Annotated in this window: 18 protein-coding genes; 11 read left to right on the top strand and 7 right to left on the bottom strand. The window is 68.6% G+C overall.

What is annotated here, in order from left to right; translation table 11 throughout:
* Window positions 1–48: 48 nt before the first annotated feature.
* Window positions 49–1,116: a serine hydrolase domain-containing protein gene (locus tag AW272_RS20685; RefSeq protein ID WP_066367592.1), complete on the bottom strand. Its 1,068-nt coding sequence runs from the start codon at window positions 1,114–1,116 to the stop codon at window positions 49–51.
* Between the two features lie 93 nt (window positions 1,117–1,209).
* Between AW272_RS20685 and AW272_RS20680 the strand changes: the two genes are divergently transcribed.
* From AW272_RS20680 to AW272_RS20665, 4 genes are all read left to right on the top strand, one after another.
* On the top strand, window positions 1,210–1,698 hold the full coding sequence (locus AW272_RS20680; RefSeq protein WP_157518669.1) for a hypothetical protein: 489 nt from the start codon (window positions 1,210–1,212) through the stop codon (window positions 1,696–1,698).
* Window positions 1,699–1,771: 73 nt separating this feature from the next.
* Complete coding sequence (locus tag AW272_RS20675) at window positions 1,772–2,815, top strand: LacI family DNA-binding transcriptional regulator (protein WP_083958506.1); 1,044 nt, start codon at window positions 1,772–1,774, stop codon at window positions 2,813–2,815.
* Between the two features lie 218 nt (window positions 2,816–3,033).
* Window positions 3,034–5,238, top strand: coding sequence for a rhamnogalacturonan lyase family protein (locus AW272_RS20670; protein WP_439649152.1), 2,205 nt, complete (start codon window positions 3,034–3,036; stop codon window positions 5,236–5,238).
* Between the two features lie 121 nt (window positions 5,239–5,359).
* A complete protein-coding gene (locus tag AW272_RS20665; protein ID WP_066367581.1) occupies window positions 5,360–6,784 on the top strand; it encodes a glycosyl hydrolase in 1,425 nt (474 codons plus the stop codon).
* Between the two features lie 163 nt (window positions 6,785–6,947).
* Here AW272_RS20665 and AW272_RS20660 read toward each other — a convergent pair whose 3' ends face one another.
* Entirely contained in the window at window positions 6,948–7,331 is a 384-nt protein-coding gene (locus AW272_RS20660) for a nuclear transport factor 2 family protein (protein WP_066367579.1), read from the bottom strand.
* A 90-nt stretch (window positions 7,332–7,421) separates the two neighbouring features.
* Here AW272_RS20660 and AW272_RS20655 point away from each other — a divergent pair, with 90 nt between their 5' ends.
* The 3 genes from AW272_RS20655 (at window position 7,422) to AW272_RS20645 (ending at window position 9,822) form a co-directional block, all read left to right on the top strand.
* Entirely contained in the window at window positions 7,422–8,300 is an 879-nt protein-coding gene (locus AW272_RS20655; protein ID WP_066367577.1) for a helix-turn-helix domain-containing protein, read from the top strand.
* A gap of 105 nt (window positions 8,301–8,405) precedes the next feature.
* The gene (locus AW272_RS20650) at window positions 8,406–9,260 is read left to right on the top strand and encodes a hypothetical protein (RefSeq protein ID WP_066367576.1); all 855 of its coding nucleotides are present in this window, start codon (window positions 8,406–8,408) and stop codon (window positions 9,258–9,260) included.
* 226 nt (window positions 9,261–9,486) lie between these two features.
* On the top strand, window positions 9,487–9,822 hold the full coding sequence (locus AW272_RS20645) for a helix-turn-helix domain-containing protein (protein ID WP_066367574.1): 336 nt from the start codon (window positions 9,487–9,489) through the stop codon (window positions 9,820–9,822).
* A 42-nt stretch (window positions 9,823–9,864) separates the two neighbouring features.
* Here the strand turns inward: AW272_RS20645 and AW272_RS20640 are convergent, their stop codons facing one another.
* The 4 genes from AW272_RS20640 to AW272_RS20625 form a co-directional block, all read right to left on the bottom strand.
* Entirely contained in the window at window positions 9,865–10,461 is a 597-nt protein-coding gene (locus AW272_RS20640; RefSeq protein WP_066367567.1) for a ClpP family protease, read from the bottom strand.
* On the bottom strand, window positions 10,458–11,084 hold the full coding sequence (locus tag AW272_RS20635) for a ClpP family protease (protein WP_066367566.1): 627 nt from the start codon (window positions 11,082–11,084) through the stop codon (window positions 10,458–10,460). The genes AW272_RS20640 and AW272_RS20635 overlap by 4 nt, the downstream gene beginning before the upstream one ends.
* A gap of 432 nt (window positions 11,085–11,516) precedes the next feature.
* On the bottom strand, window positions 11,517–11,906 hold the full coding sequence (locus AW272_RS20630; RefSeq protein WP_066367564.1) for a hypothetical protein: 390 nt from the start codon (window positions 11,904–11,906) through the stop codon (window positions 11,517–11,519).
* Window positions 11,907–12,468: 562 nt separating this feature from the next.
* Window positions 12,469–13,959 (bottom strand): arabinofuranosidase catalytic domain-containing protein, encoded by a 1,491-nt coding sequence (locus AW272_RS20625; protein ID WP_066367561.1) that lies wholly within the window; start codon window positions 13,957–13,959, stop codon window positions 12,469–12,471.
* Window positions 13,960–14,847: 888 nt separating this feature from the next.
* Here AW272_RS20625 and AW272_RS20620 point away from each other — a divergent pair.
* Window positions 14,848–16,620: an RICIN domain-containing protein gene (locus AW272_RS20620; RefSeq protein WP_066367558.1), complete on the top strand. Its 1,773-nt coding sequence runs from the start codon at window positions 14,848–14,850 to the stop codon at window positions 16,618–16,620.
* A gap of 107 nt (window positions 16,621–16,727) precedes the next feature.
* Here the strand turns inward: AW272_RS20620 and AW272_RS20615 are convergent, their stop codons facing one another.
* On the bottom strand, window positions 16,728–17,753 hold the full coding sequence (locus AW272_RS20615; protein ID WP_066367555.1) for a LacI family DNA-binding transcriptional regulator: 1,026 nt from the start codon (window positions 17,751–17,753) through the stop codon (window positions 16,728–16,730).
* 211 nt (window positions 17,754–17,964) lie between these two features.
* Between AW272_RS20615 and AW272_RS20610 the strand changes: the two genes are divergently transcribed.
* Genes AW272_RS20610 through AW272_RS20600 form a run of 3 tightly spaced genes read left to right on the top strand, consistent with a single transcriptional unit; the run spans window position 17,965 to window position 21,006 of the window.
* Entirely contained in the window at window positions 17,965–19,224 is a 1,260-nt protein-coding gene (locus AW272_RS20610) for a sugar ABC transporter substrate-binding protein (protein ID WP_066367552.1), read from the top strand.
* A 10-nt stretch (window positions 19,225–19,234) separates the two neighbouring features.
* Entirely contained in the window at window positions 19,235–20,191 is a 957-nt protein-coding gene (locus tag AW272_RS20605; RefSeq protein WP_066367550.1) for a carbohydrate ABC transporter permease, read from the top strand.
* Window positions 20,188–21,006, top strand: a complete 819-nt coding sequence (locus AW272_RS20600) for a carbohydrate ABC transporter permease (protein WP_066367548.1) — start codon at window positions 20,188–20,190, stop codon at window positions 21,004–21,006. The genes AW272_RS20605 and AW272_RS20600 overlap by 4 nt, the downstream gene beginning before the upstream one ends.
* Window positions 21,007–21,032 lie beyond the last annotated feature (26 nt).

Raw genomic sequence — 21,032 nt, 5'->3', positions numbered from 1 at the left:
CTCAGAGCTTCTCCAGCCGCCCATCACGCCCGATGCTCGGTGGCGGTGTCACAACGCGCGAATGAGACCCAGCGTGAGCTTGTTGTTGATGTCCTCGAGGTTCCATTTCCCCGTCCGATATGCCTGGTTGCTGATCCAGAACACCATGACGTCCTTGGCGGGGAAGCGGGCGAACATACCGTAGGACCAGTCGTTGCCGCCGTCGTGTTCGACGACCCGGCCGTCCTCGGTGCGCGGGAGCACGGCCCAGCCGTAGGCGTAGTACATCTTCGCCTTCTGGTCGATGAGCACCCGCGGGGTGAACAACTCCGCCTTGGCCCGGCGGGACAAGACCCGGTCTCCTTCCAGAGCACGGTGCCAGCGGTACATGTCGCGGGCGGTGGAGAGCATGCCGCCGTTACCTCGCAGGTACCAGTAGGGGCCATCGGCCGCCCAGGGATGTTCGGTGGGCCGCCCCCGTCTCGTGCCCCGCTCGTCGTATTCGATCGCGATCTGGCCTGCCGCCCAGCGGGGCAGCACGTATCCCGTGCCGGTCATGCCGGCGGGGGCGAACAGGTGCTCGGCCAGGAAGCGTTCGTACGAGACGCCGGACGCGCGTTCGATGACGGCGGCCAGCAGGCTGTAGCCCACGTTGGAGTAGTGGAACCGGGCTCCCGGCGCCGACCGCAGCGGTGAGGCCAGCGCGCGTCGCGTCATGGTGTCGCGGGAGACGGGGTCGTAGTCGTCGCCGAGGTCGCTCAGCCCGGAGGTGTGGGTCAGCAGATGGCGCAGGGTGATCAGCTGCTTGTCGGCCGGCACCGGACCGAGGTGGACGGCGATCCGGTCAGTGGTACGCAGCTTGCCCATCATCTGCAGCTTCATGATCCCGGCAGCGGTGAACTGCTTGGTGATCGACATGATGTCGTAGGCCGTGTCACAGCGAGCCGGGGTCCTGGTCTCACGGTCGGCCAGGCCGAATCCGGCGCAGTGCACGAGCTTGCCATGGCGGGCCACCGCCACCGTGCCGCCCGGCCCCGGCGGCACCGTCGCGTCGAGAAACGAATCGATCCCTGGATGGACCGGAGCAGCGGACAGCAGGACGCCGGCCAGAGCGGTGTGGAACCAGGTGGAGATCATGCCGTCGACGCTGGCCGATCGGCCGAGCCGTACACAAGGAATGTGCTGTTCCGGCTTGTGCGGGTCTGTGCGACTCCGCTGTACTCCCAGGTTATGACTACCTCGGACAGCCCGGCGGGGCTTCCCGACCCGGCCGCCGCGCACACCGACGCCGAGTTCGTGGCCACGCTGCGACTGCTCAAAGCGTGGTCCGGACGCAGCTACCGCGACATTCAGTCCCATGCGCAGCGGGCCGGCCACCACCTGCCCTACTCGACCGCGGCCGGGATGCTCAAGCGCCAGACCCTGCCCCGGCAGGAAGCGGTCACGGCGTTCGTCGTCGGTTGCGGTCTCGACGAGCAGGCGGCCGCGGCGTGGAGCACCGCCCGCCGGCGACTGGACATGGACGTGCCGCGCCAACCGGACCCGGAACCGGAACCCGGTCCACCCCGACCGCGACACCGACCGCGACTCCGCCGACGGGCCGCCTTCGCGGCGGTCGCCACGATGGCGGCCGCTCTGGTGATCACCGTCAACGGCGACCAGACCGAAGAGGTCGTCCTGTCCGATGTCCCGGCGCGGCACGGGCAGGTGCTCGACTGAGGACGGCGTGCGGGAGGTGCGAAGTTCCAGTCAGCACGGCGACGGTGCCCGATCAGCTGGATAGGGTGCGGAGGTGGATCGGGAAGGGTCGGCTGCCGCGACGCCCAAGCGCAGCGGCATACGGCACGTGGCGCAGGCTGCCGGGGTTTCCGCGGCCACGGTGAGCAATGTGCTCAACAGCCCCGAGCTCGTGGCCGAGAAGACGCGCCTTCGGGTCTATGAGGCGATGCGGGAGGTCGGATACGTCCCCAACAACGCCGCCCGCCGGCTGCGGGGCATACCGAGCCCACTCGTGGGAGCCGTCGTCCTGGACATCGCCAACCCGTTCTTCACCGAGGTGTGCCGCGGTGTGGAAGACCGGCTGCTGCAGGAAGGGTGCATGCTGATGACCTGCAGCACCGACGTGCAGCCGTCTCGTGAGCAGCACTACCTGCGTGAGCTGGAGAAGCAGGGGGTGCGCGGGGTGCTGATCACCCCGGTGGCCGATGACCTGGAGCCGTTACTGGCGCTGGCGGGGCGCGGGATCCCGGTGGTCCTGCTCGATCACCGGGCCGACAGCAGACTCTGCTCGGTGTCGGTCGACAACCACTGGGGCGGCCGCCAGGCCGCCGCCCATCTGATCGGCCTGGGTCACCGCCGGGTGGCGATGCTGAGCGGAGTGGTGGAGGTCCAGCAGACCGCCGAGCGGCACGCGGGGGTGCGTCAGGCTTTCCAGGAGGCCGGAATGGACCCCGACCTGGCGGTGATGGACGTGCGGGTGCCGGTCCCGGACGTGACCACCGGGGCGGAGGCGGCGCTGGACCAACTGCTGGCCGACCCCCACCCGCCGACCGCGATCATCTGCTTCAACGACGCCGCGGCGCTGGGTGTGGTCGGCGGCCTGAGTGACCGGGGTGTGGCCGTCCCCCGGGAGATGTCGGTGGTGGGCTACGACGACGTGGCCTTCGCCTCCCGGTTGTCTCCGCCGCTCACCACGATCCGCCAGCCCCGCCAGGAGCTGGGGCGCACGGCCGCGGGCATGGTCCTGGACGAGGCCCGACCCGGGCACCGGCATCAGAACCTGGTCTACCGGCCCCGCCTGGTGGTCCGCGAATCGACCGCGCCGCCCTGCCGCTGACCGCCGGGTAAACGAGAACGTTTCATCGCGCGCTGGTGATCAGCATGCCTGCTTTCGGCTTCTGACCTGAAACGTAACAATTAACGATCAGGCCAGCCGTTCGACTGTACGGCCTGATGGTTGACGTCCCTTCCAGCAGATTCTTATCGTCTGGGCTTCTCTTGCTCCCAAGGGATCATGCCCAGATTGGACGTTCAATGAACAGTTTAGGTGGGTCGGTGTCACGCCTGGCCGCGATCGGGGCCGCGGCATGCGTCGCCCTGGCAGGGGCGGTCGCCGTGCAGGCCCCCGCTGCCGCAGCGGTGGCGTGCAGGGTGGACTACGCGGTCACCAACCAGTGGCAGGGCGGGTTCGGTGCCAACGTCACGATCAACAACCGGGGAGACGCCGTCAACGGATGGCGGCTGACCTGGGCCTTCAGCGCAGGTCAGCAGATCACCCAGTTGTGGAACGGCGTCCACAGCCAAAGCGGCGCGAACGTCACGGTCACCGACGCCGGCCACAACGCCTCCGTCGCGTCCGGCGGCACCGTCTCCTTCGGCTTCAACAGTTCCTGGAACGGCTCCAACCCGGTGCCGTCCTCCTTCTCGCTCAACGGCGTGCTCTGCGACGGCGGCACCTCCTCCCCCAGCCCTTCGGCCAGCCCCAGTCCCAGCGCTTCTCCCAGCCCGTCGCCCAGCACCAGCCCACCGCCGGTTCCCGGAGACGCCAAGCAGGCCGAGGACCTGGACCGCGGCCTGATCAGCGTCCGCTCCGGATCAGGCAACCTGGTCTCCTGGCGTCTGCTGGGCACCGAATCGCGTGACACCTCGTTCAACGTCTACCGGGGCGGCAGCCGCGTCGCCAGCGTCACCAACTCCACCAACTACCTGGATTCGGGTGCCGACGCCGGCGCCTCCTACACCGTGCGCCCGGTGAACGGCGGCAGCGAGGGCGCGGCCTCGGAGACCTCACTGCGCTTCGCCGGCGGCTCCTACCTCGACGTGCCGATCAGCCCGCCCTCCTCCGGCCACGTCGCCAACGACGCCTCGGTCGGCGATCTGGACGGTGACGGGCGGATGGACCTGGTGCTCAAATGGGAGCCCTCCGACGCCAAGGACAACTCCCAGGCCGGCGCCACCGGCCTGGTCCACGTCGACGGCATCAAGCTCGACGGCACCCGGTTGTGGCGGATCAACCTGGGCCGCAACATCCGCGCCGGGGCGCACTACACGCAGTTCCAGGTGTACGACTACGACGGCGACGGGCGTGCCGAGGTCGCGATGAAGACCGCTGACGGCACCGTCGACGGGCGCGGCACCACCATCGGCAACGCCGGCGCCGACCACCGCAACTCCGACGGCTACATCCTGTCCGGGCCCGAATACCTGACCATGTTCAACGGCCAGACCGGCGCCGCGATGTCCACGGTCACCTACGACCCGCCGCGCGGCACGGTCTCCTCCTGGGGCGACGGCTACGGCAATCGCGTGGACCGCTTCCTGGCCGGAACCGCGTACCTGGACGGGCAGCGGCCGAGCCTGATCATGTCGCGCGGCTACTACACCCGCGCCGTGATCGCGGCCTGGGACTTCCGCAACGGCTCCCTCACCAAGCGGTGGACGTTCGACTCGAGCTCCTCGGGCAACGGCGGCTACGCCGGACAGGGCAACCACCAGCTCTCGGTCGCCGACGTGGACGCCGACGGCAGGGACGAGATCGTGTTCGGCGCCGCGGTGATCGACGACAACGGGCGTGGCCTGTACACCACGGGCCTGGGCCACGGCGACGCGCTGCACGTCGGCGACCTCAACCCCTCCCGCCCCGGCCTGGAGATCTTCAAGGTGTCGGAGGAGAGCTCCAGGCCCGGCTCCTGGTTCGCCGACGCCCGCACCGGCCAGGTGCTGTGGCAGACCGCCACCGGCGGCGACAACGGCCGCGGCGTGTCCGCCGACATCCACGCCGGCAGCCCGGGTGCGGAGTCCTGGTCGGCCACCGACACCACGCTGCGCAGCCCCAGCGGCGCCTCCCTGGGTCGCGAGCCGTCCTCGATGAACTTCCTGGCGTGGTGGGACGGCGACCCGGTGCGTGAACTCCTGGACGGCACCCGGATCGACAAGTACGGCACCGGCGGGGAGACCCGCCTGCTGACCGCCTCCGGCGTGCACTCCAACAACGGCACGAAGTCCACCCCGTCGTTGTCGGGCGACATCCTGGGCGACTGGCGCGAGGAGGCCATCTGGCCGACCTCGAACAACACGGCGCTGCGGATCTACTCGACCACGAGTGTCACCACCACCAAGATCCACACTCTGCTGCACGACCCGCAGTACCGGGTGGCGCTCGCGTGGCAGAACACCGCCTACAACCAGCCGCCGCACCCCAGCTTCTTCATCGGCAACGGCATGGCCACCCCGCCCCAGCCCAAGGTCTACCTCAGGTAGTCCGCCGCCGTCCCGCCCGGGGCCCTGTCCCGGGCGGGACGCCCCTGTGACAAGACCTGCGTTTCTGCCGCCGCGAATCGTGCCGCCGGCAGCAGAACAGCCCTCCACGAGGAGACCCATCATGCGATTCGCACGCTTACCCGCCCGCCTCCGGCGGCGGAACATCTTCGCCGCCGTGGCCGTGGCCCTGACCGCCACCACCGTGGCCGCCGCAGCGGCGGCTCCCGCCGTCGCGTCCGCCGGCTGCCGGGTCCAGTACGCGGTGACCAACCAGTGGCCCGGCGGTTTCGGGACGAACATCACCGTCACCAACCTCGGCGACCCGTTGTCCGGATGGCAGCTGCGGTGGTCCTTCACCGCCGGCCAGACCATCGTTCAGGGGTGGAACGCCGCCTTCTCCCAAAGCGGCTCGGCCGTGACCGCCGCCAACGCCCCCTACAACGCCGAACTCGCCTCCGGCGCCAGCGTCGGCATCGGCTTCAACGGCAACTGGAACGGCTCCAACCCCACCCCCGGATCCTTCACCCTCAACGGGGTGGCCTGCACCGGTTCGGTCACCGGCTCACCCAGCCCGTCGGCCTCCCCCAGCCGCTCCCCCAGCCCCTCGCCGACTCCCTCGCCCTCCCCCAGCGGCAACAGCTGCTCGGCGGCGCCGGTGAACCCCAATGCCAACGCGGCCACGCGCAGGGTGCTGTGCTACCTCTACAGCCAGTACGGCAACCACATCCTGTCCGGCCAGCAGGAGTCGACCTGGATCGGCGGCCCGGACTACGAGATCAACTACATCCGCACCAACACCGGCAAGTACCCGGCCATCCGCGCCCTGGACTTCGGCGACTCCAAAGACCTGGCACCCCGGGCTGTCGCGTACTGGAACGCCGGTGGCCTGGTGATGATCGGCTACCACATGGGCGCCCCGACCCAGCCGGACACCTACGCGGGCAGCCAGGGCACGGCCTCGATCAACAACACGCTGACCGCGGGCACCTCGGAGAACACCGTCTTCCGCCAGCGCCTCGACCAGGCCGCCGCCATGCTGCAGCAGCTGCAGAGCAACGGGGTCAGCGTGATCTGGCGCCCGTTCCACGAGGCCGGCGGCACCTGGTTCTGGTGGAGCAAGGAGGGTGGCGCCCAGTACAACCGGCTGTGGCGCTACATGTACGACTACTTCACCACCACCAAGGGCCTGAACAACCTGATCTGGCTGCACGGCTACAACGGCCAGCCCCAGTCCGCCTTCTACCCGGGCAAGCAGTACGTCGACGTCGGCGGCGCCGACACCTACGCCGGTGACGGCAACTACGACCCGCAGAAGGCGATGTACGACAACGTGCGCACCATCGTCGGCACCACGGTGCCGATCGCGCTGCACGAGAACGGCCCCATCCCCGACCCCGACCGGCTGCAGTCCACCGGCGCGCGCTGGGTGCTGTTCGGCACCTGGCACGGCAACCATCTGACCGTCAGCAACTCCGTCTCCCACCTGAACAAGGTCTACAACCACTCCTACGTCGTCACCCGGGACGAACTGCCCAACTTCCGGTGACCGACCCTGGGGCGGCTGCCGGCGTGAGCAGCCGCCCCAGACTGGCCGGACGCGAAACACCGGTGCCGGCACGCCGCGTTCACCTCGCGCTCCGATGGCCGTCGCAGCAAGCGGGAGACGAGCCTTTCTCAGCGGTGACCGGGCCGGGGAGGCGGTCCGGTCATCAGCGGATTTCCCACCACGTCAGGTGGGCGGGCGCTTGGGTCACCGGCTCGATGATCTCCCAGGCCTCGGCGATCAGCCCGTCGTCGAGCCGCCAGATGTCGACGACCACGATCTCGGGCCCGGCATCAGGCAGCCGGCGTCGCGAGTGCATCACGACGTGATCGCCGTCCGCGAGCAGGTGCTGGATCTCGACGTGCATGCCGGCGAGAGGGACGAGCGCGGCCTCAACGGCGGCCAGCCATTCGGCCTTGGTCTTCGAGGTCGAATCAGGCCGGCGATGGACGAAGCCCTCGCTCAGCAGCGGCGCGAGCGCGTCGACCTCACCGGTCGCGACCAGGGCCGTCAGGGCCTGCTGGACGATGCTCTTGTTGTCGGTCGTCATGGCTCAGCAGTGTTCTCGCCGCTTGCGAGGATTGTCGATGAAGTGGCATTTCATGGCGTCTGGTGCCTGACGGACCTAGCATCGGCGCCCATGGACTCGGTCGGGGAACTGTTACGGCACTGGCGGCACCGGCGCGGGCTCAGCCAGCTCGACCTCGCCATCGCCGCGGACGTCTCGGCCCGTCACGTCAGCCTGGTGGAGACCGGCAAGTCCACCCCGAGCGCCGACATGATCCTGCGGCTCGCCGATCAGCTCGATGTACCGCTGCGCGAGCGCAACCGCCTGCTGCTCGCCGCGGGTTTCGCCCCCCGCTACGCCGAGCGGCCGCTCAACCGGGAAGCGCTGGCGGCGGCCTGGGAGGCGATCGAAAGGGTGCTGCACGCCCATGAGCCATACCCGGCGCTGGTCATCGATCGCGGATGGAACATCCTGATGACCAATCGCGCCATCGACCCGTTCCTCGCCGAGGTCTCCCCCGACCTGCTGGTCCCACCGATCAACATGGTGCGGCTCGGACTGCACCCACGGGGGCTCGCCCCGCACATCGTCAATCTCGCGCAGGTGCGCTCGCGGCTGCGGATCCGGATCGGGCGTCAGCTCGCCGCCGCTCCCGAACCGGGGCTCACCGCACTGTACGAGGAACTGCTGGCACTCGGCTCGGAGGGGGTGGATGACCCGATCGAGTCCGAGATCGCCATTCCGATGGTCTTCCATTTCGGCGGACGGGAACTGCGACTGTTCTCGACCACCACCACGTTCGGCACCCCCATGGACATCACTCTGGACGAGATCGCGATCGAGTCGTATTACCCGACGGACGCCGAAACCGCTGCCTACTTCACTAGGTCTGACGAGGCACGGCGCCGAGGTCCAGCCGCCGGAACGCCCCTTGAGGCCACGGCCGCTCCGTATCCGTGCGAGTCCGGGCACCCCGCGGTCCAGGCACAAGAACCCTGTTCCAGCGGGTAAAAGGGCGCGGTGCCGGGGCGTGCCCGGGACCACATTGCGGGGATGGGGGCGCCCTCTCCGACAAGCGGGGAACCGGTCCCGGCTCCCTGCTCAGGAGGGGTTCAGTTGAACATCCCCGTATTACGCACGCGAGCGGCGGCTGCGCCGCTCATCGTCGCACTGGTCACCGGCTTCGTGACGACGGCCTCCCCGGCGTCGGCGGACGTCCCCGGCCGAGTGGTGGTCAGCGACACCAGCGACAGCAACTCCAACGACAAGGGCGCCGAGGTCGCCTGCCCCGACGCCAAGCGCGTGATCGGCACCGGAGCCGAGATCATCGGAGACGTGGCCGGCGGCGTGGGCGGTGACGTCGTCATCGACGAGGTGATCCCGACCGGCACCACCGTCAGCGCGTACGGCGTCGAGACCCTGTCGGGAACGAGTTCCCCATGGAGGATCCGCGTGTGGGCCGTGTGCGGGTATCCGCACGGAACCACCTCGGTCCGCTCGGTGGTCACCAGTTCACATCCCAATCCCAAAGAGCTGAATCTCGACTGCCGGGACGGCGACTGGCTGCTCGGCTCCGGCTACCAGATGGAGGGCGCGCGCGGCAACGTGAGCGTCACCGACCTGGTCCCCACGCTGGACTCCGTCTGGGTTCAGACCAAGGAGAACCACCGAGGTTACGGCGGTAACTACTCCCTCCGGCTTTTCGCGATCTGCGCCGAGGAACGACCGGCGGGTCTCCAGGTCGTCCAGGAGGAAACCGAGGAGAACTCGAGCAACAAGGGCACGCTCGTGAGCTGTCCCGAAGGAAAACTGGCGCTCGGTGCCGGGTTCTCCATCCCGGGTGCCGCCGGTGAGACCGCGCTCATCGAATTCGTTCCCACCAGCCGTGCGGTGTCGGCCACTGCGAACGAGCTGAGCTCCACCACCAGGGAGTGGAGCGTCGTCGCATATGCGACCTGCGCGTCCGAGTAATCCGCAGGGCACCCTCCCGAGCGGGGGTGCCCTACGGACTTGAACCGGGTGAGGCGCGGCAGTATCCGTCGACCTCCAGATCGCCACCGAGTCACGTCACCGGATCGGCAGACAGCTTCGGCCATTTACGGCCATGACCCACCTGTCTCTTGTCACGGCGGCAGTTCCGGTTGTGCTGTGCGCGAAGACGCCGCGACGGCGGCGCAGTGGCTGTTTATGGTGAGGCATGGCCTCCTCTGTTACGCCGCTGCGGCGGGTGAGCGATCGAAGCGAGCCGGAACCCGCGCGTGAGCCGCTGTGGCGGGAGGCGCTCGGTGAGTGCCTGCGGGGGATCCGCTACGAGCGTGGTGAGAAGCTGGCGGAGACGGCCCGCCGCGCCGGGGTCTCACCGCAGTACCTCTCCGAGATGGAACGGGGCGTCAAAGAGCCGTCGAGCGAGATGATCGCCGCGGTCGCCGGGGCGCTGGAGGTCACTTTGATCGATCTGACCTCCGCCGTGACCGAGAACCTGCGGGCAGCGCAGGGTGGCACGTCGGCTGGGGCCATGCTGCTGGCCGCCTAGCGCGGCCCGGCGGCCCCGGAGTTCGCAGCGCGTTTCCTGCGATCAGGTGCGTGTGTGCTCCTCGATGATCTGGTCGAGGAGCCCGTATTCCAGCGCCGCCGTCGCGGTGAACACCCGGTCACGGTCGGTGTCGGCGCGCAGCGTCTCGACGGTCTGGCCCGTGTGACGCGACAGGATGCGCTCGATGTCGGCCCGGACACGCACGACCTCGTCGGCCTGCAGGATGAGGTCGGGGATCGCGCCGCGCCCCGAGGCGGCCGGCTGGTGCAGGACCACCCGTGCGTGGGGCAGGGCGGACCGTTTCCCCTCGGCGCCCGCCGCGAGAAGCACCGCGCCCACCGCGATGGCCTGGCCGACGCAGGTCGTGGCGACCTTCGGGCGGATGTAGCGCATCGTGTCGTAGATCGCGAGCATCGCGCTCGGATCGCCGCCCTCGCAGTTGATGTAGAACTGGATATCGGCGTCGGGATTCTCGGACTCCAGGAAAATCAACTGCGCGATGAGCGCGTTCGCGACACCCGCTTCGATCGCCGTGCCCAGGTAGACGATTCGCTCGGTGAGCAGATGCGAATAAACGTCGAGAATACGCTCGCCACGCGAATCGCGGGCAATGACGTTGGGGATCGTATAAGTGCTCATCGGGCCGCTCCTTCGGTGACGCCGAAACCAAGCTGATGGTGGGCGAGCGGCGCGATCTCTCCGAAATCGCTGACGATCGAATCGATGAAGCCGTAGTCGAGCGCCTCCTGCGCGGTGTACCAACGGTCGTGCAGGGAGTCGTCGAAGATGCGCTCCACGGGCTGGCCGGTGTCTGCGGCGATGAGGCCGAGCACCGTGTCGCGGGTGTGGCGCAGGTCGCTGGCCTGCAGTTCGATGTCGACGGCGGTGCCGCCGATCCCGGCCGACCCCTGGTGCATCAGCACCCGCGCATGGGGCAGGGCGCGGCGTTTGCCCCGGGTGCCCGAGGAGAGCAGAAACTGGCCGGCGCTGTAGGCGATGCCCAGCACCAGCGTCGACACATCACACGGAATCAGCCGCATGATGTCGCGGATCGCCAGCATCGACGGAACGGAACCACCCGGGGAATGGATCCACAATGCGATGTCGGCCACGGGATCCTGCGTGGCGAGGGTTATCAGCTGCGTGGTGAGAAGGGTGCCGTTGTCGTCGTCGAGAGGTCCGTCGAGAACGAGCGTTCGCTGCTCGTAAAGCCGCCGCCGCAAATGCCCGTCGAACAGAGGGGCTTTCGATTCTTCGCTCATGCGTCCATCATGTGAGGCCGCCTGGTGCGATATCGACCCGATCCGCCTGCGGCGGATCCGCTCAGAGCAGCGTGACCTGTTTCGAACGGGTGGGTGACCATGACGGGTGACGCCGCCCCACTACGAGCGCGGCCGCCCGCCTGTCATCACCGACCACATGTTCCACACCGTGCCGCGCCGCCGCGCCACTGGCGAAAGCGTCGGACAGATCCGCCCCCTACCGGCGAGCGCGAGGGCCCGTAGCGACCGAGGCCGGCCAGGTGCTGGTAGCGGGAACTGGTCTGGAGTTCGGGCGCGATGCGGCCGTCGGCGGCCAGGTGCTGCAGGGCGCAGCGGCGGAGCTGGTGGGTGCGTGACCTTCTCACTCTGAACAGCGCCTGATGCCGTCAGGACGGGCCGGTGGTCGCGACGTCAATCAGGAACCGTGGCCCCCTACAACAAGAATTCCTTCTTCACCTCATTCGATTTGACGGTGTAGATCGAGCCGTTGGTGCGGACGAATCTGTTCTCGGTGTAGACCTCGTCGCCGGTCAGGGCGTCCTCGTTCAGAGATGCCCAGGAGACTTCGAGCCGGTTGTTCATCGTCGGGTAGTTCTCAGCCCCCAAGTAGTCGTCGAGGTCTGGCCAGTCGGCTCCCCAGAAGATCGTCTGGGCGATCCTGTCGCTGGGATCCGCAGGCGTGCAGTTGTTGCGTACCAGCCACATCTTCACGCCTTGAATCCGCTCGGCGTTGAGGACGCATCTCGCCGTCGCGGCTTCGGCCGGAACGGGGACCACGACAAGCGTGATGGCGGCCGCGAAGGCGGCGGTAAGACGTTTCATGGTTAGTCTCCTGTGAATTAGTGGTGTTCTCCGTACACCCAGGAGACTGACATCGGGGCCTTGCGGGAGACTTTTGCAGGCGTTTTCCAGACGGCCCACACATCACACGCTTTTCAAACGGGGGTTTCATACCCTCAGCCGAGCCCTCGCGCACTGCCGGGGCCGCAAGGCCTGGGTTCTGAGCGCCGACAGGTCGCCCGCAAGTCGCATGACACGCGCAGGTCGAGAGCCTGTCGCCGCCGTCGGCCTGAATCTCGTGCGGACCGTCGCGTTGCGTGCCGTGTCCGGGGATGTGTTCGGGACCCACCATGCGTGGCCGGCGTATCTGGTCACCGCCTACGGGCGCGCCGACTGCCCCGCGCGTTGATGCCGTTCCCGGATGACGCGCACCGGCTTCTGCGTGCGGTCGGCACGGCAATTTGTCGTATTCGACTGTGTCGTAGTCAGCCATGCACCCAGCGGATGCGGCATCGATGACAGACCATCGCCGACGTCGGCCGCGATAGCGGGATGAACGCCGGCCACCCCTCCCCCACTGGAGTGGTGGCCGGCGTCCGGGAGATCAGCGGTAGCCCGCGGCGATCACGTCGGCCTGGACGGCGTTCTCGGTGGCGTCAGAGGGGTATCCGGCGACCATGGCTCCCTCGTAGAAGGTGCCCGCGCTGAGGTTGGCGCCCCCGTCGGGTTTGCAGCAGTCGCCGCCGCTGCCCAGGATGATGGCTCCCTGCTTCTTCATCGGGCTGTAGCCGTTGGGAAGCGCGCCGTCGTACAGGGTGTACAGGCTGCCCGACTGGGCGTTGCTGCCCTTGATGGCGAACCGGGTCGTGCCGTTGTTCTTCAGGGTGGCGGTCACGAACTTGCTGGTGAAGGCGCGCTGGTTGGTGTTCCACGACTGGCTGCCGCCGGGGAACAGGCCCCATTCCAGGTCGGCCTGGACCCAGGGGCCGCTCCCGGAGCATCCGCCGAACCAGCACTGGGTGCTGAAGTTGATGGCGTCCATCGCTCCGGCGGCGTCGGCCTTCCTGGTGGTCTCGCTGTTGCCGTAGTCGAAGCAGCAGCCGCCGTTGACGTGGGTGCCGCTGGTGACCATGTACATGCCCTCGGGTGCGCTGCCCGTGGGGACGCCGGTCAGGTGGCCGTCCCTCCAGTAGCTGTTGCCGGGGTTGATGTAGAGGGAGTAGGCCTTGTTACCGCCGACGGTGAGGGACTCGGTGGTCGCGACCGCCGGCCTGCTCTGGGGAGAGCCGGGGACCACGCTGGATCCCTGGTACCACAGGTCGTTGCCCCGCCCGGACTGGTCGTAGAGCACGGTGATTACGCACGTGGTGCCGGCGCAGAAGGAGTCCTGCGCGGCGGCGTTGGCGACGCCGCCCGTGGTCAGCACGCCGATGTTCCGGGTCGTGCTGTCGGAGGAGCGCCTGACCTGGTAGAGGTTGCCGCTGTAGGCGTTGTAGAGCGCGCGGGTCGTGCTGTGCGCGGCTACGCACGGCGTGCCGCCGGAGCTGTAGATGTCACACGCGCGGGCGCCGCTCGGCGGTGGGCTCGGCGACGTGCTCGGGGTGGGCGTCGGGGTCGGGCTGGGCTGGGCGCCGGTCGTCCATTTCTGGTTGGCGCCGCCGTGGCAGGTCCAGAGGTGGACCTTGGTGCCGTTGGCGGTGCCGTAGGCGGCCACGTCCAGGCACTTGTTCGCGCCGATGGCGGTGATGCTGCCGTCGGAGTTCAGCCGCCACTTCTGGTTGTTCTGGCCGTTGCAGTCCCAGATGATCACCGTGGTGCCGTCGGCCGTGCCGCCGGCGTTCACGTCCAGGCACTTGTTGCCGTACACCCGCACTTCGCTCGCGCTGGTGGTGGTCCACTGCTGGTTGGACTGCCCGTTGCAGTCCCAGATCTGCACCTGCGTGCCGTTGACCTGCGAGATCCCGGGCACGTCCAGGCATCGTCCTGACGCCGTTCCCACCAGGGGCGTGGTCGCCGCGGTCGCCGGCGCCCACCAGGTCAGGGTGGTGGCCAGCAGGGCCGTCAGCACCGCCACGAATGACGTGATGACGGCCATTCGGGAGCGCGGCCCTCGAGCCGCATGGCCTGGTAAGGGGACGGGGGGAGGCTGCATTGTCGTGCTCCTTGAAGGAGGGGTCGGGCGGAGCCGGTCGCCCTCACCATTACGAATCGATTCGACTCACAGGTCGAGCCTTGCTGAGGGAGAGGGGCGCTGGTGTACAGCGAAGCACATACGAGGTCCGGACTCCTTGTCAAGACTCCTTCATGCCCGATCGCCTGCCTAAACCCTCAGCCCGCGGTCTCATGCGGGAGGCCGTGTCAGGACCCTCATGCTGGTCCCGCTCGCCTGATCACGGCCCTTCTGAACACCTGAAATCGAACCGTTTCGGCGAAGGCAGCCGCCCGTGAGAGGACGACCGACCGAGTTGATCAGCCGGGGCCGAGGAACCGCATCCGGCCGGGCGGTGCCGAAGACGCGGCGTCTCGACAGGGAGACGGGGAGAGCTCTCCGGCGGGCGCGGATCCTCAACGCCAGGATGAAAGTTTCATACTCATCTGATGTCAGACCCGTCTGGATGGTCCGACCGAACCCGGCCGAATCGGTATGAGCCCATCGCCCATGAGGCGATTTCGAGCTCGCGGGACGGCAGATATCCCAGAAGGGGCAGAAGCGCCTCATAGATAAGCGTGCTTATCCTAGCTGCGTGGCCCGCTGAATCCCGGATGGAAGAGCCTCTGTCACCGGCCCCCTGCCGCCGTGGCGGGATGGAGCGCCGCACGAAACAAGGCGTTCATCTCCCTAACACACGTTGTTGACAGCGCTGGAGGCGAGATCTAGTCTGCGGTCGAATCGATTCGATCTGGATGTTCCGGGTGTCGCGACTCCCCGTGAAGCCACTCCCCTCACCTGTGCTCAGCACCCCCTGAATGAGGAGAATCCGAGATGAACGTTGGCGACATCGCCCGCCGGAGCCGCCGCGCGCTGGCGGCCTTCCTCACAGTCGGCGCACTCGTCGCGGTCCCCGTCATGACGTCCGCCACGCCCGCCCAGGCGGCCGACCAGTCCATCAGCGTCGACTTCTCCGCCGGTGGCGGCACTCCCACCTACCGGGCCTCCGGCTGGATCTACGGTATGACCGAGAACGCGTCGGGCCCGCCCAGCCAGTACTTCACCGACGTGAAGTTCCGGTACATGCGGGCCGGTGGGGCACAGCTCGACAGTCCGGGCGGCTGGGTGTCGGGCAAGTACGACCGCCGCTGGAACGCCACCCGCGCCCAGTTACTGCGCACCCGCTCGCTGGGCGGGGAGTTCATCCTGCTCGTCCACGACCTGTGGGGCGCCGACGGCTACCCGATCTCCCGCTTCCCCGGCGACAACGGCGACTGGACCGACTACGACAACTTCCTCACCCGCCTGATCAGCGACGTGCAGGCCACGGGCGCCCCGGTGCAGTGGGACCTGTGGAACGAGCCCAACATCACGCTGTTCTGGAACCGCCCCCAGTCCCAGTACTTCGAGCTGTGGCGGCGCACCTACCAGCGTGTCCGGGCCGCGTTCCCCTCGCAGCTCATCGTCGGGCCGAGCTGCGCGTGCGTGCCGTCCACCGGCCACGCCTTCTGGAACGCCTACCTCGACTACGCCAAGGCCAACAACGTGGTGCCCGACATCATCAGCTGGCACTCCCTGCCGGGTGACCCGGTGGCCAACGTGGCGGCGGCCAACACCACGTTGAACTCCCGCGGCATCGCCCACCCGCGGCCGTACCAGATCAACGAGTACGGGGCCTCCAACGAACAGAACCCCGCCGACGGGGCCTGGTACATCGCCCGCCTGGAGCGGGCCGGCGCCGACGGCCTGCGCGCCAACTGGGCGGGCGGCGGAAACCTGCACAACGACCTCGGCAACCTGCTCGTCCGCAACTCCTCGGGCCAATACCAGCCCAAGGGCGAATGGTGGGCCTACCGCTTCTACGGCTCGCAGACCGGCCAGATCGTCTCCGTCACGCCCAGCGCCAACTACGACGCCTTCGCCACCAAGGCGTCCGGGACGGCCAAGATCCTGGTCGGCGGCGGAACCACGACCGGCAACGTCGCCGTCAACCTGCAGCGCCTGGACACCACCAGCGGCATCGTGCAGAACAACCAGGTGCGGGTCCTGGCCGAGCGCATCCCCTCCAACGGCGGCGGCGCCGTCACGGCCCCGGTCACCGTCCAGAACTCCGTCGTGACGCTGTCCGGCAACGCCACCACGGTCAACCTCCCGCACACCGCCATCGACGACACCTACACGATCACCCTGCTGCCCCCGTCCACCGATCCCGGCAACGGGTCGACGTCGGTGCTGCGCAACGTCAACGCCGGCCGGTGCCTGGACGTACCGAACGCGACCACCGCCAACGGCACCCAGCTCAACTTGTGGGACTGCGGAACCGCCGCCAACCAGCAGTGGACCCTGACCTCCTCCAAGCAGCTGCAGGTGTACGGCAACAAGTGCCTGGACGCCTCCGGCCAGGGCACCGCCAACGGCACCCAGGCGATCATCTGGGACTGCAACGGCCAGACCAACCAGCAGTGGAACCTCAACTCCGACGGCACCGTCACCGGCGTGCACTCCGGCAAGTGCCTGGAGGCGAGCAACTTCGGGACAGCGAACGGAACCAAGGTTCAGCTGTGGTCCTGCACCGGCACGAGCAGCCAGAAATGGACCAGGAGCTGATCCGCCCGCCCTCGGAGGGCCCGCGCTCCATGCGGACCGGGCCACGCCGGGTTCCGAGACGGCCACGAGAGCAGGCGAAGGCCGCGCATCGATTCGCCTGCCACAGTTCAGGGGCGGTCGGCTCGGGACCGGGCCGGCCCGGTGGTCTCGCGCAGCGAGATGGGCGGCGCGACCAGCAGGTGACGGAAGGGGGCGTCGGGGTCGGAGATGCGCTGGATCAGCAGTTCGACGGCGCGCGCTCCGAGTTCGTCGGCCAGGATGTCGGCGGCGGTGAGCGGCGGGTGCAGGTTCTCCGCCCAGTGCCGGGCGGCGACCCCGGTGATGGAGAAGTCGCCGGGCACGGCCAGGCGGGCGTGGGTCAGCGCGCGGTACATCCCGGGGATGGCGGCCTCGTTGATCGTGGCGATGGCGGTCAGCTCGGGGTGGGCGGCCAGCAGCCGTTCGACGCACGACCTGCCCGCCTGGGCGTCGTCGGCGCAGCAGACCTGCACGCCCTGCAGGCCGCGCTCGGCGAGGGCACCGGTGAAGCCGAGCTGCGCCCGGTGGCTGGGGCCGTATCCGGCGGCGACGAGCTCGGCCGAGCGGTTGACCAGGGCGATGTGACGATGGCCCAGGTCGGCGAGGTGGCGCACGCAACGGGCCATCAGGGTCTCGTAGTCGATGTCGACCCAGGTCATCTCGTCGGAGCGGCTGGTGTGGCCTATGCCGACGAACGGCAGCCCGCTGCGCCGCAGGCGGGCGACCCGGTCGTCCTCCAGCCGGATCTCCATGAGGATGACGCCGTCGACGCGGCTGCCGGTGACGACGCGTTCGAACGAGCGGTCGTGCTCCCCGCCGGACGGTGAGAGCAGGATGTCGAGGTCGGCGCGCGCGGCGGCGTCGACCACGCTGGCCACGAAACCCAGCTGGACGTCGGTCAGGCGCTGGCTGGCCGGGGGGATGACCAGCCCGATCGTGCGGGTCCTGCCCTCCTTGAGGGCCCGCGCGGCCGCGTTGGGACGGTAGTCCAGTTCGTCGATGACCGCCTGGATGCGCCGCCGGGTCTCCTCCGCCACCGGCCGTTTGCCGCTCAGCGCGTACGACACCGTGCTGCGCGACACGCCCGATCGTCTGGCGATCTCCCCGATGTTCACCGGCACTCCTCAGCTGACTCGGCTCCAACCCGCTCCCATAGTAGGTCGAATCGGTTCACCCCGAGGAGTCACGATCCGGCCAGGACGAACCGCCTGCCGGCAAGGAGGCCAGGGTTGACCCATTGACGCGCCCACGGCACCGTTTTAAGTTCAGTCGAACCGATTCGAGCAATCGATTCGACCCCACGCCCTCGAAAGGACGGCCTGACCCATGTCAGCATCGAGATCAGCGGGATTGGGCCTGGCTCTCCTGGCCGCCGGTTGCCTGGCCGGCTGTTCCGGCACCTCCTCCCCCGAGGGCACCGAGACGGCTTCGGGCCAGGCGGCGGGCGGCGGAACGTACACCATCTGGGACCCCTACCCGCAGTACGACAAGGCGTCCGACTGGGTGAAGCTGCTGGACACCTGCGGCACCCAGGCGGGTGTGACGGTGGAGCGGACCGGATACGACACCAGCGACCTGACCAACAAGGCGCTGCTCGCCGCGCAGCAGGGCAACGCGCCCGACGTGCTCATCGTCGACAACCCCGTGGTCTCGACGCTCGCCGAAGCCGGTGTGCTGACCACCACCGCGGAGAACAAGCTCGACACCACCGCGATCTCACCCAACCTCATCGCGGCCGGACAGAGCGGCGGGAACACCTACGGCGTCCCCATCGGGGCCAACACCCTGGCGCTCTACTACAACAAGGCCGTCCTGGACGAAGCCGGGGTCGACATCGCCTCCGTCAAGGACTGGGCGTCGCTGACCGCCGCCCTGGAGAAGGCCAAAGCGGCCGGCAAGAAGGGCATCACCTTCTCCGCCATCGGCACCGAGGAGGGCAGCTTCCAGTTCCTGCCCTGGTTCTGGGGATCCGGCGCCCGGCTCACCCAGCTCGACTCGCCCCAAGGCGTGTCGGCGGTGGCGCTGTGGAGCGACTGGCTGAAGAAGGGGCTCGCCCCGAACTCGGTCATCAACAACACCCAGACCACCAGCTGGCAGGAGTTCGCCGGCGGTGACTACGCCTTCGCCGAGAACGGCACCTGGCAGCTCGGCAACGCCAAGGACGCCGGGTTCGAGTACGGCATCATCCCGGTCCCGGCCAAGGACGGCGGCACCGCCGCGGCGCCCACCGGCGGCGAGTTCGTCAGCATCCCCGTCCAGCAGGACACCGCGCGCTACGCCACCTCCCAGAAGCTGGTCGCCTGCCTGACCAGCACCGACAACTCCTTCGCCACCGTCACGGCGCTGTCGTACATCGCGCCGACCGAGGCGGTCCAGACCCGGCAGAGCACCGAGAACCCCGAACTCGCCGTGTGGGTCGAGGCGGTCAAGGCGGCCAAGGGCCGTACCGGCGACGACCTCGGCACCAAGTACCCGAAGATCTCCGAGCCGATGTGGGGCGCGGTGCAGGCGGCGCTGAGCGGGGCCAAGAGCCCGCAGCAGGCGATGACCGACGCGCAGACCGCGGCGGCGAGCGCCACCCAGTAGGCCCGCCACCATGACTCGAACCGCCCCGGCACCCACCCGGCGCCCGGCCGTCGCCGCCGGTGGCCCCGTCCGCCAAGGACCGGGCCACCGGAAGGCGGCGTGGGCGGCATGGGGATTCCTGGCGCCGATCGTCGTCTACCTCCTGGCGTTCTACGCCTACCCGATGTACCGCAACCTGGAGCTGAGCCTGCGCCACTACACGGTGCGCTCCTTCGTCCAGGGCGACGCGCCCTTCACCGGGTTCGCCAACTACCTCGACGTCCTCACCGACGCCACCTTCGGCCCCGCGCTGTGGCACACCGTCGTGTTCACCGTGGTGTCCCTGGCCTTCCAGTTCACCCTCGGCCTCGCCCTCGCCCTGTTCTTCGTCCGGAACTTCCCACTGTCGGCGACCCTGCGCGCCCTGTTCCTGGTGCCGTGGCTGCTGCCGCTGATCGTGTCGTCCTCCACCTGGGCCTGGATGCTCAACAGCGACTCCGGCGTGGTCAACGCCGTCCTCGGCGTGCTCGGGGCCGGCCCGGTCCACTGGCTGACCTCGCCCGACTGGTCCCTGTGGTCGGTGATCGCCGCCAACATCTGGATCGGCGTCCCGTTCAACCTGGTGGTTCTCTACTCCGGCCTCCAGGCGATCAGCCCATCGGTGTACGAGGCCGCCGCCCTGGACGGCGCGACGGGCTGGCAGCGCTTCCGGCACGTGACCTTCCCCCTGCTGCGACCGGTCTCGGCCATCACCCTGCTCCTCGGGCTCGTCTACACGCTCAAGGTCTTCGACCTCATCTGGATCATGACCAAGGGCGGGCCGAGCGGCTCCTCCACCACCCTGTCCACCTGGTCCTACCGGCTGGGATTCGGCAACCTGGTGCCCTCCTTCGGGCCCGGCGCCGCCGTCGGCAACATCCTGATCGCGACAGCCCTGGCCTTCGGACTGCTCTACATCCGCCTCCAGCGAAGGCAGGACCTGTCATGAGCACTCCGCGCCGCTGGTGGAAGACCCTCATCGGGCTCGCCCTGACCGGCGTGATGCTCTTCCCGGTCTACTGGATGATCAACGTGTCGTTCACCCGCGACCGGGACATGCGCAGGAGCCCGCCGTCGTGGTTCCCCGTCGACGGCACTTTGGACGGTTATCGCGCCGTCCTCGACCAGCAGCTTCCCTATCTGGGCATCAGCCTGGTGGTCGGGCTGGGGACGGTCGTGCTGACGCTGGTGATCGCCGCCCCGGCGGCCTACTCGCTGGCCAAGCTGCGCCCGCGCGGCGGCGGCGCGCTGAGTTTCGCGCTGCTGATCGCCCAGATGGTCCCCGGGATCATCATGGCGATGGGCTTCTACGCCATGTACCTCAACCTCGGCGTGCTCAACACGCTCCCCGGGCTGATCGTGGCCGACACCACCCTCGCGGTCCCCTTCGCGGTGCTCATCCTCACCACGTTCATGTCCGGCATCCCGCAGGAACTCCTCCAGGCGGCCAGGGTGGACGGCGCCGGCGCCGTGCGGACCTTCCGGTCGATCGTCCTGCCGGTCAGCCGCAACGCGATCATCACGGTGTCGCTGTTCGCGTTCCTGTGGGCGTGGTCGGACTTCATCTTCGCCAGCACGCTCGACAGCGGCGGCGACCACCAGCCGATCACTCTCGGCATCTACCACTACATCGGCAACAACAACCAGCAGTGGAACGCGATCATGGCCACCGCCGTCGTCGCCTCCATCCCCGCAGCCGTCCTGCTCGTCATCGCACAGCGCTACGTCACGGCCGGCGTCACCGCCGGCGCCGTCAAGGACTGACCGGGCTCCCCACCCCCACGAAAGGA

Origin of the sequence: Herbidospora mongoliensis (assembly GCF_001570545.1) — a bacterium.
Taxonomy (GTDB): domain Bacteria; phylum Actinomycetota; class Actinomycetes; order Streptosporangiales; family Streptosporangiaceae; genus Herbidospora; species Herbidospora mongoliensis.
The sequence above is the reverse complement of the archived record's forward strand: the minus strand, read 5'-3'. Positions and strand labels throughout refer to the sequence as shown.